Below are 17,807 nucleotides of genomic sequence, written 5' to 3'. Positions count from 1 at the left end.
TTATTCGTTATCTAAAATTTCAATGTAGGCTTCATCGCGAGTTTCTTTTATCCAACGCTGTGACTCAATGCCAAATTTACGATTGTAAATTAATTGGTAAGCGCGATTAGAATCACTTTCTTTTGTTGCATCTAGTGTTCTACGACCAGTTAATTGTACTAAGTGCCAGCCGAAAGATGAACGAAATGGTGCATGGTATGCATCTACAGCTAAATCTTTTAGGGCATTCTTAAATGCAGGATCGTAGCTATTAGGATCAGCCCAACCTAAGTCACCACCTCTGCTCGCTGTAGGACCTTCGGAATGTTCACGAGCTAAGGTATCAAAATCAGCTTCGCCAGCTTTTATTTGAGCAAGAAAATCTTTAAGTGTCTGCTCTGCTTTTTCTTCAGATAATATAATCGACGGCTTAATTAATATATGGCGCGATTTTACTTCGGTTATTTCAACCGTCTTTTTGCCACGAATATCGAATATCTTAATAATGTTATAGCCAAGGCCAGTTCTTATTGGACCGAATATTTCGCCTTTGTTATTGCCATCAACAAGATCTGCAAATAATGTTGGCATCTCATTAATCCCACGCCAACCGATATCACCACCTTCTAGAGCGGTAGTTGCGCCAGAAGAAGCAATCGCAATTTTCTTGAAATCAGAACCGTTGTTCAGTAAATCCATTACTTTATCTGCACGCTCTTTCGTTGCATTTAAATCTTCTTGAGTTGCATCTTCTGGGAAAGCAATAAGGATGTGACCTAAATGATACTCAACATCAGCATTAGTTTGTTGATTCATTAATTTAACTAAGTTATCAATTTCTTGTGGCGAGATATTAATACGGCGACGAACACTTGCGCGACGAACCTCGCCTGTGATCATCTCTTTGCGGATACCTTCACGGTAGCTTTCAAAATTAATTCCGTCATTAACCAACTTTTGTCTAAATTGTTCAATACTTAAACCGGCATTATCTTTAGCAATAGATGCAATCGTTTGATCAAGTTGCGCATCACTGATTTGCACCCCCATACGTTCACCCATCTCAAGCATTAAGGTATCGTTAATGAGTTTATCAAGTGCTTGGGTGCGCAGAGCTGCATCAGAAGGTAAGCTTTGATTTTCAGCTAAAGCTTGTTTTTTTACGTTATTGATCAGTTCATTAATTTCTGACTCTAATACAACACCTGTATTAACGATAGCTACGACGTTATCTAATTTTTGTTCTTTCGCTTGACTAAGTGTCGCAACACTCGCGCAGGTTAAGCCTGAAATGATCAAGGCAAGTCTAATTATTGTTTTCATTAAATTTAATTTTCTTAGGTTAATTACTTAGGAAATATGGGCGTTTGTAACCGAATATGCCTGATTCTAACATATCATTGACACCAAGTGGTCTTTGATTTCCACCTAGTCCTTTTAATACAAACTGTACCATAATTCCACTATCAAATTCATCGCGATTTTCTTCGATAAAATCTTGTTCATCTAAATTGGTGTTAATGCTGCGATGATAAGCAACACGAACGGCCCAACAACAACTTTCATACTGCACACCAGCATAACTTTCTATTGACCGCTTGCCCTTCAAATCTTGAGTTATTCGACCAACTAGCTGCCAATTTCGATTAATCGCATAACTGTTAAGGGCAGATACTTGTTCAATATCACTGCCTGAAACATCTCGAATAAATCGATGGCTTACTTGAAATAAATTATTATTATTGGCTCGATAATCGACACTTAACTGACTTTTTTCTGTTTCTTTAGTCGAGGTATCATATTGAATATCACCTTGTAGTTGCCAACGTCTAGCCAATTGTATAAATAGGTCTCCAGCAAGAGAAGAAGAATCTTCACGCTCACCTTCATCGTTAAAAGAAATATTGGTATCGTTGAGATAAAAAATACGACCTAAACTAACACGAAAAAGTTCAGTATTTTCTTTATTTAATATACGACTGGTTGCACCAATTGATACTTGGTTTGCTTCAGCTATTCTATCAACACTACTAAAACGTCGGTCCCTAAATAAACCATCAAAATCATCTTGTAAGCTAGCGCTATCATAGATATATATGTCTTCTTGATTTTTATAAGGAATGTAAAGGTATTGTATTTGTGGCTCAAAAGTTTGCACCATATCATCTACAAATAGTGAAGTGTCGCGGTCAAAATTTAAGCCTGTATGTATCCTAACTTTAGGCAAGGTTCGAGTTGTATCTTCTTCAAGCGACACTAAGTTGGTCGAGTTATTAATGAAATCAATATTATCTTGTTGGTAAACCGTGTGCATAACGCTGACATCAGAATTTATAAACCAACCAGGCTGTGCATAAGGTAAAGAAATCCCTGATTCAAAATGAAAGCGATCTGCGCTTGGTAAGTTGTCATCATCTATTTCAAAGCGGCTATATTCGCCGTAAAAATTAAATTTACTATTGTAAAAACCTAATGGCTGGTATGAAGTGAACTCAATTTGAGGTAATGTTTCATAACTTTCGTTGCTATCCCCAAGTACCTTAAAGTCCTGGACTTTAACTGTGCTGTGCCAATTTTTACCAAAGTAAGATAATTCACCAATACGCCATAAGTAAGCATCAGAGCTGCTAAATTGATCACTGCCAATATCAACTAAGTAGTTATCATCACTCATGTCACTGTAATCAACATAAACGCGATAATTATCAGCAAAGCTACCTATATGCTGATAACGAGCTAAATATCTAGAGTCTTCATTGTTAATTAGCTTTTCATCTTTATCTAGATATTCAAAGTTTATCTGACCGAATTGTTCTCCGGTTAAATATCTAAATTCACTATTGAGTTGATCGCCTCGCTCAGACATATGATATGGAGTGAATGTAGCATCCATATTTGGTGCAATATTCCAATAAAACGGAATACCTATTTTGGCACCTGAATTACTTGAAGACGATATTTCAGGGTAAAGTAGGCCAGTTTTACGTTCGTCCGTTAATGGAAAGTTAAAGTAGGGCAGATAAAATACCGGTATATCTTTTACCCTAAAAACGGTGTTCCAAGTCTCGCCTTCATTATCTTCGGCGGATAAATTTATTTCACTTGCTGAAATTTGCCAGTCAGGCACTTCATCAATACACGTAGTAAAAGTTGAATGAGTAAGAATGACATTATCTTCTGTCATTTTTAATTGTTGTGCCCCACCTTTACCTGACATGGTATTCATTCGATATTGAGTGTCATCCATAGTCATCTCTTTGCTCTTGGTATTAGCGTAGAGCTTGGCTGAATCTATGGTTATTTCCTTATTTTGGAAACGAGTTGCACCTGTGGTATATATTTCATTGTTGGCTTTGTCTATGGTGACTTCTTGAGCTTCTATTCTTTGTTCACCTGAGGCAAGCTTTACTCCACCAGATAAGCGCATGGTAGAGTTTTTCACCATTTCTGATTTACTTGATTGAATGACAATATCGCCTTCACTGTATTGCTCAGGTAAATCCATGGTTATAAAAGTTGGCGGGGTAACTTGGCATTCGACAAAAAATGGTTGAGCTTCAGGGTCGGTGATATTCTGCAGAGGAAGCTCTTCAGTAGCATTTGCTAAGTTGTAAACGCCATAACAACTGATAAAAAGTAATGTTCGGGAAAGTTGCATGCATATTCCGATTTATTAATGCTGCGCATTAGCAAAGCCTATCTAAAAGCTTTGCTAATTATATATTAATTATTATTAGTTAAGTTTAACAAACTTTATGATTAAGTATCAGAAAAATATTTATACCTACACCAATTTTATTAATATTATCATCATGTATTAAGAATGCTAGTGCAATTAGGTAACGGCTTTGGATCCCAATCTAAACTCAGTTATTTCACTTTATTTGATTAGAGTTACACTTTGTATTTTTCATTGTAACTAGATTTAGTTATATTGGAGCACAATATTTATTGAATCTAAGAATTCCTACCAGCGATGAATCGAAACACCCAACTCAGTTATTGGTTGCAACATCAATTTCCACAACACAAAATTAACTTAACACCGCTAAGTGGGGATGCTGGTTTTCGTTGTTACTATCGTCTTCAGTTACCTGAGCAAAGTTACATAGTGGTTGATGCACCCCCTGAAAAATTAAATAACTTAGCTTTTGTTGAATTGGCAAAAGCATTTAGTGAGCAAGGGTTAGTAATCCCAGAGATTATTGCATATCAAGTAGAACACGGTTTTATGTGTTTAACTGATTTTGGTGATTGTTTATTAGCGGATAAGTTAACACAAGATTCAATGTTTGAGCTCTATCGCAAAGCATTGGCCTTGTTACCAAAAATATCCAATGTAAAAGCGACTAAAGCCTGGTCTCTTCCTATTTACGATGCTGCTTTTTTGCAAATGGAAATGGAGATATTTATCCAATGGCTTTTAGGTGAGTATTTAAATATAGAATTAAGTGAGCTGCAGCAACAACAATTACAACAATGTTTTGATGTGATCATTACGAGCGCTTTAGAGCAGCCTCAGGTTACTGTGCATAGAGATTTTCATTCAAGAAACTTAATGCTTTTAGCTAACAATGAATTAGGTGTTATTGACTTTCAAGACGCTGTTATAGGACCTATTACTTACGATTTAGTCTCATTGCTAAGAGATTGTTATGTTCGTTGGGATGACAAACTTGTTGCACAATTGATCGCTGAGTTTTGGCAAAGCTTACAGCAAACTTCTAATGGCTTTAACGTGAACCTAGATGTTTTTAAGCGCTGGGTAGACTTGATGGGGATCCAGCGCCATATTAAAGCCTCAGGAATTTTTGCTCGTTTGTATCTCAGGGACAATAAACCAGGGTATTTAGCCGATATTCCATTAACGTTAAGTTACTTGGTGGATATCGCAGATAAATATCCTGAACTGAAGTTTATATCTGAATTAGTGTCTAAGCAGGTGTTACCCGCATTAAATGCCAAGTTAGTTGAGGACAACAAGTGAAAGCAATGATATTAGCTGCAGGTCGCGGCGAGCGGATGAAACCTCTTACCGATACTTGTCCTAAGCCCTTATTAAAAGTTGCCGGTGTGCCCTTGATTGAACATCATCTACGTAACTTAAAACAAGCAGGTATCACTGATATTGTTATTAACCATGCGTGGCTTGGTGAACAAATTGAACAATATTTTGGTGATGGCAAAAAGTTTGGTGTAAATATCGTTTACTCAGCTGAGGGCGATGGTGCACTAGAAACTGCTGGCGGTATTGTTAAAGCTTTGCCTTTACTTGGCGACGAACCATTTGTTTTGGTTAATGGCGATATATATTGTGATTTTAACTTTGCTCAGTTGCCCAAGCTGCAATCGTTTGAGTTAGCGCACTTAATCTTAGTTAAAAATCCAGAGCATAATTTAGCCGGTGATTTTGGCTTTAATGGCAAAACACTTACTTTTGATAGTAAATTAGCGCAAGCAAATGAAAAGTTTACATACTCTGGTTTGGGGGTATATCATCCTAAATTATTTGCAGGCTTGGCTATTGAAAAAGCGCCACTCGCTCCCATCTTAATTAAAGCAATGGAACAAGGTTCTATCTCAGGTACGCGTTATTCTGGGGTGTGGAGTGATATTGGTACTCCACAGCGCTTGGAGCAAATAAACAAACAGTTGACGGAAACATAACATGCGAATTTGGGGTAAAATTTTAGGCTTCTTGCTTGGCTTTATGGCTGGCGGACCGATAGGGGCTTTATTTGGTTGTTGGCTTGGACATAAGTTCGATGTCGGTTTAGGTATTGATTTTCAAGCCTTTAATCAAGAAAATGCCCAGCAAAGGCAGCAATCATATTTTCGCGCAACCTTTTCAATTATGGGCCATATTGCCAAAGCCAGTGGTCGTGTGAGTGAAGATGAAATAGCGTTTGCCAAACAAGCCATGCGCAAATGGGGTTTAAACCAAGAAATGGTAACCTTGGCGCAAAATGCATTTAGCCAAGGTAAAAGTGCTGAGTTTTCATTGGCTAAACAATTGCAAGAGTTAAAGCGATCTTGTTTTGGTCGTCATGATTTGATTCAAATGTTTATTGAAATTCAAATTCAAGCCGCTTTTGCTGATGGGGATTTACACCCTAAAGAACGAGAAATCCTTCATAAAATCGCGCGCAGTATGGGAATTTCAAGCCGTGAACTAGACATGTTGCTTGATCGAATTGTTGCTGGCGAGCAATTTCATCAGCAGGGCAATTCTTACTCGCCACAACAAGCAAAACAGCATTTGGAAAATGCCTATAAAGTGCTTGGGGTTTCGCCTAATGCTGATGCAAAAGAGATTAAAAAAGCGTATCGCAAACTTATGTCACAACACCATCCTGATAAGCTAGTTGCCAAAGGTTTGCCTCCTGAGTTAATGGAAGATGCTAAACAAAAAGCGCAAGATATTCAGGCTGCGTATGAGCTAATTACTAGTCAAAAATAGTCGCTAATAGATTATTGAAACACCATGGATGGTATTAAAGTTTTAGGTAAATGGGCAGGCCACTTCAAAGTCAATTTTTTCACCTGTAGTTGGATGAAAAATACTATGAAACTTGGCGTGTAATGTTAGCCGAGAACTCATCTTTAGTGCTTGTTGATGAGCATATAATCGATCGCCTAAAATAGGATGTCCAAGCTCTAGCATATGAACCCTTAGTTGGTGTGAACGGCCAGTAATTGGTTTTAGCTCTACTAAGGTTGATTGCTGATCACCAGATAATACTTTGTAGTTGGTAATTGCTTGTTTACCGGTATCAAAGCATACCATTTGTTTTGGTCTGTTTGGCCAGTCGCTAATCAGTGGAAAATTAATTTCACCTTGTGGCTCTGCTACTTGCCCAAAAACTCGGGCGATATAATATTTTTCTGTTTGTCGTAATTGTAACTGGCGACTAATGGCAACATGGCTTGGTTTGTTTAACGCCATAATTAAAACACCAGAGGTTGCCATATCTAAGCGGTGCACAATTGTTGCAGTAGGCAAGACTCTATTTACTCTAGTTTGCAAACAGTCTTGATGCTCTGGTAGGCGTCCAGTTACCGTTAATAGTCCGCTTGGTTTATTAAGCACCACAATGTCATTATCTAAATAAATAATATCTAGATAAGGTGACATTGGTGGGGCATAAACAAAATCCGGATTAGCGGCCATTAATTGCTAACAACGATTAAGCGAATTGCTTCAAATTTAGTTTGCGCATTATTAATAAAGTGCGTTAACTCTTGTTGTTGGTGCATAATAAAGTCTAATTCAGATTGACGCACATTAGGGTTAATTGCTGCCAACGCACTTAAGCGAGCATGCTCCTCATTAAGAGCTGTTGTCATTGAGGTTAAAGCTTGTTGCTGCAGTTGAGATACATCTTGTGTGGCAAAACCTTCTGCTTTTTCAACTAAAGCTGGGATCATACCTTTAAGTGCTTTAATTAGTTGCATACCTGTTTGCTTTTTCACCGGAGACAGTTGATTATCAAGGACCGATTCGCCAACTTTAGCTGATAAGTTATTTCCATTTTTATCTAACAGCACGCGAATAGGTGTTGTTGGTAAATAACGGCCAAGCTGCAACTCTGAAGGTGCCATCGCTTCAAAAGTAAATATACATTCGATGAAGAATGTTCCTACAGGTAGAGCAGGGTTTTTCAAAATGCCAATGCTTGAATTACCGATCTCATCACTTAAAATTAAGTCCATAGAGCCTCTTACCATAGGGTGATCCCAAGTAAGTAACTGATAATTTTCGTTGGTTAACGCGGTATTACGGTCGAAGGTTACGGTAGCACCGTCTTCTGGTAAGTTAGGGAAATTAGCGCTAAGCATATGCTCGCTTGGGTGCAGGGCAATCGAGTTATCTGCTTTGTCGTCTTGCTCTAAACCAAAGACATCAAATACCGAAAACATGTACTGTGCAAGATCTGGTTTATTATCTAACTCTTCTATGTCGGCGACAATCGCCTCTGCTTTGCCTTGGCCTGATGAATGGATTTCGAGTAATTTATCGCGACCATGTTCAAGCTCAGTTTTCAACTTAACGTGTAAATCATGGCTTGCACTGATGATATTGCTAATAGCTTGTTGATGCCATAAACCTTGCAGTGCTGTTTGCATTATAGCTGTGCCAAATTCTTCATAAATAGCACGAGCAGTAACACAGGTTTGTTCAAATGCATTCATACCTTCTTTATACCAATTTAGTAATAAAGACTGTGGTGAGTTAGCAAAGTAAGGAACATGTAATTTAATCGTTTCGGTTTGACCTATGCGATCTAAACGACCAATGCGTTGTTCTAATAAATCAGGATTACGTGGTAAATCGAATAATACTAAATGATGAGCGAATTGGAAGTTACGACCTTCCGAGCCAATTTCAGAACAAAGTAATACTTGTGCACTTTCTTCTTCTTGAGCAAAGTATGCTGCGGCTTTGTCACGTTCAAAAATTGACATGCCTTCATGGAATACTGCAGCGCGAATACCTTCTTTTACTCTAAGCGCCTCTTCTAAATCTTTTGCCGTCTGTGCCTGGGCACAAATAACTAATACTTTTTCCTGACGGTTTTCATTTAATAAATCGATAAGGAACTCTACGCGTGGATCAAAGTCAACCCACTGCTGTTGTTGATGGTCTAAGTGATATAAACATTCAGGCGTAAAAATTAACTTACTTTTGGCACTGGTTAATAAAACTTCATCGTCATCACTAACAATATACTTTTGAATTTCTTCTTCGTATTGCTCTGGCAGCTCCAATTCGGTAGCTAATAACTTACGCTCTGGAAAACCTTTTATGGTGTTACGTGAGTTTCTAAATAAAATGCGACCCGTGCCATGACGGTCTAATAATTGTGACAATAACTCTTTACGTGTTTGCTCTTTATCTTCATCGCTAATGGTGTAGCTATTTAAGCAACTAATACTTGCCGAGATATCAGACTCACTAAGTAAATTTGTAAGTGCATTTTGTTGTTCATCATTAAGGTTATCGCCAGATAATATAGAATTTGCAGCATCGGCAACGTCGCCATATTGCTCTTCTTCTTTAATGAACTCTTGGTAATTATAAAAACGATTAGGGTCTAGTAAGCGCAGGCGAGCAAAGTGGCTTTCATGACCTAATTGATCTGGCGTAGCGGTTAGTAATAACACGCCAGGGATATGCTCAGCTAAAATTTCAATACATTGATATTCAATACTTGGATTGTCTTGCGACCAAGCTAAATGATGGGCTTCATCTACCACCATTAAGTCCCAATCTTCGCTAGCAATATTTTCAAATTGCTCTGGGCTATTCGCTAAAAAGTCTAAGTTAACTAAAACCAGTTGTTCACTGCTAAATGGGTTTTCGTCTTCGCCAAATTGCTGGCAACGCTCTTCATCAAAAATACTAAATTTAAGGTTAAATCGGCGTAGCATTTCAACTAACCATTGGTGCATTAAAGATTCTGGAACGGCAATTAATACTCGTTGAGCTCTGCCAGAAACAAGTTGTTGATGAATAATTAAACCTGCTTCAATGGTTTTACCTAAACCAACTTCATCGGCAAGTAATACACGAGGCGCAAAACGCTTACCAACTTCTTCAGCAATATATAATTGGTGAGGGATTAAGCTTACACGCCCACCCGTTAAACCGGTTAGTTCTGATTGCTGTTGGTTAAATTGTTGGCTTAAAGAGTTTTTACGTAGTTGGTACCAATCGAGACGATCAAATTGGCCATTTAATAAGCGGTCATGTGGCTTATTAAATTTAATGAAGTGATCGAGTAGCATTTCTTTTAATGCGATTGGCTCAGCTGTATCTGTTCGTGTACCGATATAGGTATATAAATTATTGCTTTCTTTAACTTCGCTAATTAATACACTAAAGCCTTCGTGTGAAGGAACTGTGTCCCCGACATTAAAGATAACTCGAGTTAATGGCGCTTCTTGCATCGCGTATTGGCGTGATTCACCGGTGGCAGTAAATAATATAGTAACAAACCGTCCTTCAACCGCAACAACAGTTCCTAATCCTTGATCTGACTCACTATCACTAATCCAACGTTGGCCAAGAAAAAACGACATTAACACTCTCCAAAAATACACGGGCTCGCAAAGGGGCGCTATGGTAACGATTAATACAAATGATTTCATTAAATAAATGAAATCAAACGTATAAAATTAACATGATTATTAAGGATAGAATTGAATGTAAAATATTGCCTAACGAAATATCAATTAATGGTGAAAAAAATTCATTCATTGTTACTTGCTAGTCTTAAATTATTCTGGCAGATTAGAGTTAAGGGTTTACCAAAGAGGGATTTAAAGGAAAGTAAATACCATTCGAATAATACGATTTGTAGGCATACATAGTATTAATGCAAAGCCCTAAAAGCTCATTGGCTTTGTTTAATATGCATATGCTCTCTCGAATTATTTAACGTCTCACTGTTAGCTAGCGCTATAGGATTTTATATGAATGAAGAAAGCACGATTTACGTACTCGACACCAATATTCTACTGCACGAACCTTTTGCCTTTTTGTCATTTCAAGAACATGACGTAGTGATTCCAATGACTGTCTTAGAAGAGTTAGACAGTATCAAAGATAGAAACAAAGATGTAAGTCGTGATGCTCGTGTTGCCATTAGGGCACTTGAGGATTTGCTTTCAAATGCTACCCCAGAACAAGTTCTTGCCGGAGTTCAATTACCTAATACTAATGAAAGCCAAGTCACTCCCGGGCATATCTCTATTTTTAACGATTTCTCACTTGAGCAAGAAATTGGCGGTTTATCTAAAAATGAAAATGATAACCGTATCATTCAAACAGCATTGCATTTACAAAGAGAGCGCCAAGATAAACGGGTGGTGTTAGTCACCAAAGATATAAATATGCGCCTTAAAGGTAAAGGTGCGGGTTTAAAGTTTGTTGAAGATTACCGTACTGACCAATTAGTTGATGATATTAAATTTTTAACTAAGGGCTATCATAAGTTTGAAGGCGATTTTTGGCAGAAAGTCAAAAACTGTGAAAGTGAAACTACGGGCCGTTACACTCAACATATAATGGATAGAGACCTTATCCCTGCCGCTTTTCTTAACGAATATTTAATTGATGAAGATGAAACCTTTGCCGGAAAAATTGTTGGCGTAGAAAACGATAAAATGTCGGTGATGGATTTAGGTCATGAGCGTTTAATGGGCCGAAATGCATGGGGTATACATCCAAAAAATATTTACCAAGGTATGGCGATGGATGCCTTGCTCGATCCTGATATCGATTTAGTTATTTTAACTGGTCCCGCTGGTTGTGGTAAAACCTTACTTGCTTTAGCTACTGCACTTGAGATGGTAGTTGAACGAGGCGTTTATGACAAAGTTATAGTTACTCGCTCTACGCCTGAGTTGGCAGAGTCTATAGGCTTTTTACCAGGTACCGAAGAAGAGAAAATGGCACCTTGGCTTGCCGCTATTACCGATTCGCTTGAAGTGTTACACAAGCAAGATGAAAGTATGTCTGGTAGCATGAATTACATTATTGAAAAAGCCAATATTCAATTTAAATCAGTAAACTTTATGCGCGGTCGTAGTATTCAAAATGCCATTGTATTGCTTGATGAAGCGCAAAACTTAACAGCCGCGCAATTAAAAACTATTATCACTCGTTGTGGTGAAGGTACTAAAATTGTCTGTTCAGGTAACTTGGCGCAAATTGATAGTAACTACTTAACGGCACTTACTTCCGGTTTAACTTTTATTGTTGAACGATTTAAAGACTACCCAGGTAGTGCAACGGTTAATCTAAATGGTGTAGTGCGAAGTTCTCTTGCCGCTTTTGCAGAGGAAAATCTTTAACGATTAATCAGCTTCAATTGTTGTATTTATGAAAGTCAGCTAGGTAAATAGCTGACTTTTTTATTTTTATGATTTGTAAATATCTATTTGTTTTCTATACTCTTTATTAATTATTTGAAATGAATTTAATTTCGTTGAGGTATCTATGACCATAATGCAAAAAGTCTACTGGTTTATTGCCACAGTCGGCAATATTCTTTCGCTAACCTTGTTAGTCAATAATGTAGAAATTTTTGAAGTAATATTTTTTGCTGCCACTTTAGCTTATACAATTGTTGGCTATTACGACCTTAATTATAGTAAGCATACGCTAAACCGTTTATATCCTGTTGTTGCTTATATTCGCTATTTTCTTGAATCATATCGCGTTGAAATTCAACAATACTTTATTGCTAATGACACCGAAGAAAGGCCGTTTAACCGAGAGCAAAGATCACTAGTATATCAGCGCGCTAAAAATGTTAGAGATACTGTTGCTTTTGGTACGCAGCGAAATTTAATTGAAAATAATTATCTTAGTTTAATGCACTCGATGAGTCCTAAAGATGCATCCGAAGTTGCTAAAACTGTTACTTTTGGCGGTCCTGATTGTTTGCAGCCTTTCACTGCCTCTTATTTAAATATCTCTGCAATGAGTTTCGGCTCTTTAAGTGCAAATGCTATTGAGGCATTAAACTTAGGCGCCAAAAAAGCTGGTTGTTATCATAATACGGGTGAAGGGGGGATAAGTCCTTATCACTTAAAGCATGGTGGTGATTTAGTGTGGCAAATTGGCTCTGGTTTTTTTGGCTGTCGAGATGAGGCTGGTAATTTTTGTCCTGATAGGTTTGCTGAAAAAGCTAATAATCCACAAGTAAAAATGATAGAAATAAAGCTGAGTCAAGGCGCTAAACCTGGCCATGGTGGAGTGCTACCTGCGGCTAAGATAACCGATGAAATCGCTGCTATTCGTCATATTGCCAAAGATAAGGACTGTATTTCTCCGGCTATAAATCCTGAGTGTACAACACCGCTAGCGCTTTTAAATTTTGTTAAAACGCTACGAGAGTTAAGTAAAGGTAAGCCTATTGGCTTTAAATTGTGTCTTGGTAATCCAGTCGAATTCCTTGGTATTTGTAAAGCTATGCTAGAAACTGGGATCACGCCTGACTTTATTACCGTTGATGGTGCCGAAGGGGGAACTGGAGCGGCACCTATAGAGTTTGCTAACCGGCTTGGTGTTACCTGTCTTGAAGGGGTTAGTATTATTGATAATGCTCTTGTTGGTATAGGCCTGCGCGATAAAATTAGAATTATTGCCTCAGGGATCACCGCATCAAGCTTTGATTTATTATCTAAAATTGCCATTGGTGCTGACACCGTGAATGCAGCTAGAACAATGATGATGGCTATTGGTTGTATTCAAACTAAGCATTGTAATACCAACCTTTGTCCTACCGGAATTGCTACGCAAGACCCTGTTCGCGGTAAAGCTATTAATATCGAAGAGAAAAGTGACCGTGTACGTAACTTTCATCACAACACTTTAGAAAGCTTTTATGAATTAGTTGGTAGTATGGGCTTAGATGACCCAGCAAAACTAACGCCTAACATGCTAAAACGTCGTACACCTTATGGGCTACTTATGTCTACTGGCGGACTCGTTAAACCTCTTGGTCATAAAAGTTTACTCGATGATAAATATGATTGTGGTGCTTGGAGTCAGTGGTGGCAACAAGCAAGTAGTGAAAGTTTCTATGCTGAAGATATTTATGTTATTAGCCCTGCAGAAATTAAGGTTGACCAACCTCGATAGGGGGAACTTTCAATATAATTATTGTTGGATGAAGGAGGGGATTCTGGGCTAGAGCAGATCTTAGGAGTACTATATTAATAGGCTTTATTAAATTTTATAAATTCATGCTAAATAACAATTATTTAGCATGAATAAAGGTTTTTATTAAAAGTTTATGCTAACCGATAGCTTTGTTGTGTCGAAGTCATCGCTAGTTAAATGATTTAAGCCGATTGAAAGGTTTTCGGTTACAAAGTATTCAATTCCTGCACCGAACTGGGTATCAGTTTCATCATCAATAGTGGTTGAGCGCATTTCAACATTTGCTTCTAAATCATCAATAATCATCGAACGAAAACCTGTGCTTAATGCATAGCCAGAATCATCAACCGATTCACTATTTGCTGCAAATCTCGCCTCTAAATCTGCAATAACGTACTCTGCAGTTACAAATATGTCTGTATCTTTAAAGATTTCAGACCTGTATCCCAAACCAAAATTCGCCGTATAATATTCTAAATGTACAGTATTACCTTCAACTTTGATGTCGTCTCTTACTTGTAAATATCCACCTACAGCGAAAATATTATCTGATACTAGTTTTGAAATGTTAACTGCATATCCAGATGCCTCGATATCCGTTTTATCTACATCCATCATTACATATGATTGTTCAACTTTATTCCAGCTCGGTGATTCGGCTAAACTAGCCGTTGAGTAAAAGCTTGAAGCAATTATCAGAGGCAATACTGCTGTAAGTTTTTTCATTATTTTTCCTTATTAACTCTTTACAGTTTGTTTACATGTTATTTTTCTCACCTTAACTTTATATGATATCGTTGTCAACGTTAATGTTGATACTCTATCAATATTAAAATAATCCAAATTTTATGCACTGTTTCTTACTTATTCAGAGCTTTGTTCGGTAATTTTAAAAGTGCTGATTAAATTGTAATAGGCAAATGTCAGCTCTCCTGATTTTTTCCCTTTACTCGCAAGCTTAAATATCGCATTATTAAAACAAGTGTTTTAATTGGTGGTTTAAATTGTTTGTTTGTAATTACTGCCAATAACTAATTAATAAATTATCATGGAGGCCGTCGTGGCTGATTATAAAGTAAATTTAAAAGATATGGACTTTCTGCTATACGATGTATTTAAAGCGGATGAGTTTTGGGCGCAATCTCCACAGTTATCAGAAAATTTAGAACGTGAAACGGCTACGGCAATCCTGCAAGAGTGTGCAAAAATTGGCGAGCAAGTGCTTGCTCCTATCTCTAGAGATGGTGATGAAATTGGCGTTACTTACAAAGATGGTGAAGTAACCACACCTCCTGGTTTTAAAGAAGCTTGGGCTACCTACGCTGAAGGTGGTTGGGTTGGCTTAGGCGGTGATATTAATTATGGCGGTATGGGTATGCCGAAAATGTTAACCGCATTACAAGAAGAAATTGTATGTGGGGCAGACATGTCATTTTCATTGTATCCAGGCTTAACTGCTGGCGCTGCATTGTCTATTGCCAAACATGCTACAGATGAGTTAAAAGAAATTTATCTACCTAAAATGTACAGTGGTGAATGGTCGGGCACTATGTGTTTAACCGAAGCTCACTCTGGTACAGACTTAGGTATTATCCGTACTAAAGCTGTGCCAAATGATGGTGGCAGTTATAACCTAAGCGGTAGTAAAATATTTATCACCGGTGGTGAACAAGACTTATCAGAAAATATTGTACATTTAGTATTAGCTAAATTACCTGATGCTCCAGCGGGTTCTCGCGGTATTTCATTATTTATTGTGCCTAAGTTTAAAGTTAATGCTGATGGTAGTTTAGGTGATCGTAACGGCGTTAGTTGTGGTAGTACTGAACACAAAATGGGGATTCATGCTTCTGCTACTTGTGTTATGAACTTTGATGATGCCGAAGGTTACTTAGTGGGTGAGGTTAATAAAGGCCTTGCTTGTATGTTTACTATGATGAATTTTGAGCGTATTGGTGTTGGTATCCAAGGTTTATCAGCAGGTATTCGCTCTTATCAAAATGCCTTAGAATACGCAAAAGATAGATTACAAGGTCGAGGTTTATCTGGCGCTAAAACACCAAATAAAGAAGCGGATTCTATTATGGTGCATGGTGATGTGCGCCGTATGTTGCTAACGATGAAATCTCTCAATGAAGGTAATCGTGCCCTTGCTTTATATATTTCTAAACAATTAGATTTAAGCACTTACGCACAAGGCGAAGCAAAGGAAGTGGGTACGGCATTAACGGCATTAATGACCCCTTTAGCAAAAGCATTTTTCACTGACATTGGTTTAGAATGTACCGTTTTAGGTCAGCAAGTACTTGGTGGTCACGGCTATATTCGTGAATGGGGCCAAGAGCAGCTAGTCCGTGATGCTCGTATTGCGCAAATTTACGAAGGCACTAATGGCGTACAAGCGATGGATTTAATCGGCCGTAAACTTGCTGCCAATCGTGGTGAGTTTATGAAATTGTTTGGTAAAGAAATTAGTGAATTTATCAGTGCCAATCAGACAGCTGAAATGGCCGAGTTCATTGAGCCTTTAGCACAAGCTGTGCGTGATTTAGATAAGTTTACGACAACGATTCTAATGTCGGCAAGTAAAGATCCTGAAGAGTTAGGCTCGGCTGCTTGTGATTATTTACATGTTTTTGGTTATACCGCACTTGCTTATATGTGGGCGAAAATGGCAAAAGTATCTCTTGAGAAACTTGATACTGATGAGTTTTATAAATCGAAACTACTAACCGCTCGTTTCTACTATGCTCGTATATTGCCAAGACGTTTATCACTAATGGCATCAGCTACCAGTGGGGCTGAGCACTTATTTAATATTGATGATGAGTTATTTTAATCGCTAACTACTAATATTCGCGTAATTCTGTAAAGGCACTTCGGTGCCTTTTCTATTTCTAGGGTATTAAATAATCCATAATTGCCAATTTAAACTAGAATTATACTTGTTTATGTATTAATCAACTTATGAGTTACAAATGTAAACAGTATTACAGAGCATTTTTCTTTAATATCTGCGCATATGAAAATAGCCTATTTTTTGGGCTGTAAAATTTTTAAGGTTTTAGGCAACACAGCTACTATGAAAAAAGATAACAGTAGTAACAGAGAATTTTCAACCGTAATGATTGTTGAAGACGATAAAGTTTTATCCGAATTGCTGAAGAATTACTTAGAAAAGTCGGCTTATGTGGTACATCAGGTATATCGTGGTGACCAAGCTGCTCGTAATCAAATTAAAATTCAGCCAGATGTGATAATTTTAGATATTGGTTTACCTGGTAAAGATGGCTATAAAGTATGTCATGAATTGCGCTCGACTTATCAAGGACCAATCTTATTTTTAACAGCTCATGACAGTGAAGCTGAGCATATTGCTGCATATAATGTTGGCGCCGATGACTTTTTAGTAAAGCCAACAAGCCCGCAGTTAATTGCTGTGCACCTTGATGCATTAGTGCGTCGAAGTAAAAATAAAACAGCTAAGAATAGCCGCCAAAAAATAACGGTAGGTGAAATCACTTTAACACCGAGTGAACAAAAGTGTGAAGTTAATGACAAGAGCATATCGTTAAGTGTATTTGAGTTCGAACTATTATCATTACTTATGTTTAATGTAGGTAAAGTATTAACTCGTGACGATATCTATAAATTATTGTTAGGGCGTGAGTATGATGGAGCTGAGCGCTCTGTTGATGTTCGTTTATCAAGACTTCGCGATAAATTAATCAGTCAAGGTGTGGTTAAAACTCAGATAAAAACTATCTGGGGTAAAGGTTATTTATTATCTGCAGATGAAGCAATCGAACAGGAAGTTCAAGACTAGTTTACTATTGTTTAGATGCAGTTTTATTAAATTCTAAATCTAAAAACAACAGCAGCACTATTGTTGTTAATAAAGAAACTATGGTTGCGATAGAATAGCTAATATTGATTGTTGGAATAAACAACAAGTCGATGATATTCCAAGCGCAGATTATTAAACCGAAGATCATTAAAAACAGAGAAATAGCGTAAATATACGGTGAATTATTAAAGCGCGAACTTTCTTCTTGTCTTAATTTAGTTAACATTTATACTACCTCCTTTAAAAAGAAGCGATGGCTTATGCCATCGCTTTTTATTTCTGTTAATTACTGACTATTCAGTTAAG

General features: G+C 37.5%; 13 protein-coding genes. 7 read left to right on the top strand and 6 right to left on the bottom strand.

Annotation, left to right across the window (positions count from 1 at the left end):
- Window positions 1–1,302, bottom strand: coding sequence for a peptidylprolyl isomerase SurA (surA, locus tag FNN08_RS13880; protein ID WP_143586794.1), 1,302 nt, complete (start codon window positions 1,300–1,302; stop codon window positions 1–3).
- A gap of 19 nt (window positions 1,303–1,321) precedes the next feature.
- The gene (gene lptD, locus FNN08_RS13875) at window positions 1,322–3,637 is read right to left on the bottom strand and encodes an LPS assembly protein LptD (protein WP_143586792.1); all 2,316 of its coding nucleotides are present in this window, start codon (window positions 3,635–3,637) and stop codon (window positions 1,322–1,324) included.
- A 318-nt stretch (window positions 3,638–3,955) separates the two neighbouring features.
- On the opposite strand from lptD, the gene FNN08_RS13870 reads away from it, so the two are divergent.
- From FNN08_RS13870 to djlA, 3 genes are read left to right on the top strand one after another with little or no spacing between them, the layout of a single operon-like run.
- On the top strand, window positions 3,956–4,966 hold the full coding sequence (locus tag FNN08_RS13870; RefSeq protein ID WP_143586790.1) for an aminoglycoside phosphotransferase family protein: 1,011 nt from the start codon (window positions 3,956–3,958) through the stop codon (window positions 4,964–4,966).
- Complete coding sequence (gene murU, locus FNN08_RS13865; protein ID WP_143586788.1) at window positions 4,963–5,646, top strand: N-acetylmuramate alpha-1-phosphate uridylyltransferase MurU; 684 nt, start codon at window positions 4,963–4,965, stop codon at window positions 5,644–5,646. Before FNN08_RS13870 ends, murU begins: the two co-directional genes overlap by 4 nt.
- A 1-nt stretch (window position 5,647) precedes the next feature.
- A complete protein-coding gene (djlA, locus tag FNN08_RS13860) occupies window positions 5,648–6,439 on the top strand; it encodes a co-chaperone DjlA (RefSeq protein WP_143586786.1) in 792 nt (263 codons plus the stop codon).
- A gap of 42 nt (window positions 6,440–6,481) precedes the next feature.
- On the opposite strand, the gene FNN08_RS13855 is transcribed toward djlA, so the two are convergent.
- Together FNN08_RS13855 and rapA are read right to left on the bottom strand one after the other, a co-directional pair.
- Window positions 6,482–7,150 (bottom strand): pseudouridine synthase, encoded by a 669-nt coding sequence (locus FNN08_RS13855; protein WP_143586784.1) that lies wholly within the window; start codon window positions 7,148–7,150, stop codon window positions 6,482–6,484.
- Entirely contained in the window at window positions 7,150–10,062 is a 2,913-nt protein-coding gene (gene rapA / locus FNN08_RS13850) for an RNA polymerase-associated protein RapA (protein WP_143586782.1), read from the bottom strand. Before rapA ends, FNN08_RS13855 begins: the two co-directional genes overlap by 1 nt.
- 393 nt (window positions 10,063–10,455) lie before the next feature.
- Between rapA and FNN08_RS13845 the strand changes: the two genes are divergently transcribed.
- Both FNN08_RS13845 and FNN08_RS13840 read left to right on the top strand, forming a co-directional pair.
- The gene (locus tag FNN08_RS13845) at window positions 10,456–11,838 is read left to right on the top strand and encodes a PhoH family protein (protein WP_143586780.1); all 1,383 of its coding nucleotides are present in this window, start codon (window positions 10,456–10,458) and stop codon (window positions 11,836–11,838) included.
- A 145-nt stretch (window positions 11,839–11,983) separates the two neighbouring features.
- Entirely contained in the window at window positions 11,984–13,633 is a 1,650-nt protein-coding gene (locus FNN08_RS13840) for an FMN-binding glutamate synthase family protein (RefSeq protein WP_143586777.1), read from the top strand.
- Window positions 13,634–13,777: 144 nt separating this feature from the next.
- On the opposite strand, the gene FNN08_RS13835 is transcribed toward FNN08_RS13840, so the two are convergent.
- Window positions 13,778–14,380, bottom strand: coding sequence for an outer membrane beta-barrel protein (locus FNN08_RS13835; protein WP_143586775.1), 603 nt, complete (start codon window positions 14,378–14,380; stop codon window positions 13,778–13,780).
- A 334-nt stretch (window positions 14,381–14,714) separates the two neighbouring features.
- Between FNN08_RS13835 and FNN08_RS13830 the strand changes: the two genes are divergently transcribed.
- Entirely contained in the window at window positions 14,715–16,493 is a 1,779-nt protein-coding gene (locus FNN08_RS13830) for an acyl-CoA dehydrogenase C-terminal domain-containing protein (RefSeq protein WP_143586773.1), read from the top strand.
- A 243-nt stretch (window positions 16,494–16,736) separates the two neighbouring features.
- Window positions 16,737–17,480 carry a response regulator transcription factor gene (locus FNN08_RS13825; protein ID WP_185962674.1) on the top strand — a complete coding sequence of 248 codons (744 nt, stop codon included), beginning with the start codon at window positions 16,737–16,739 and terminating at the stop codon, window positions 17,478–17,480.
- Between the two features lie 4 nt (window positions 17,481–17,484).
- Here FNN08_RS13825 and FNN08_RS13820 read toward each other — a convergent pair whose 3' ends face one another.
- Window positions 17,485–17,727 carry a hypothetical protein gene (locus tag FNN08_RS13820; RefSeq protein WP_143586769.1) on the bottom strand — a complete coding sequence of 81 codons (243 nt, stop codon included), beginning with the start codon at window positions 17,725–17,727 and terminating at the stop codon, window positions 17,485–17,487.
- Between the last annotated feature and the right edge of the window lie 80 nt (window positions 17,728–17,807).

The sequence above is a fragment of the Thalassomonas sp. M1454 genome (assembly GCF_007097525.1).
GTDB lineage: Bacteria > Pseudomonadota > Gammaproteobacteria > Enterobacterales > Alteromonadaceae > Thalassotalea_A.
The sequence above is the reverse complement of the archived record's forward strand: the minus strand, read 5'-3'. Positions and strand labels throughout refer to the sequence as shown.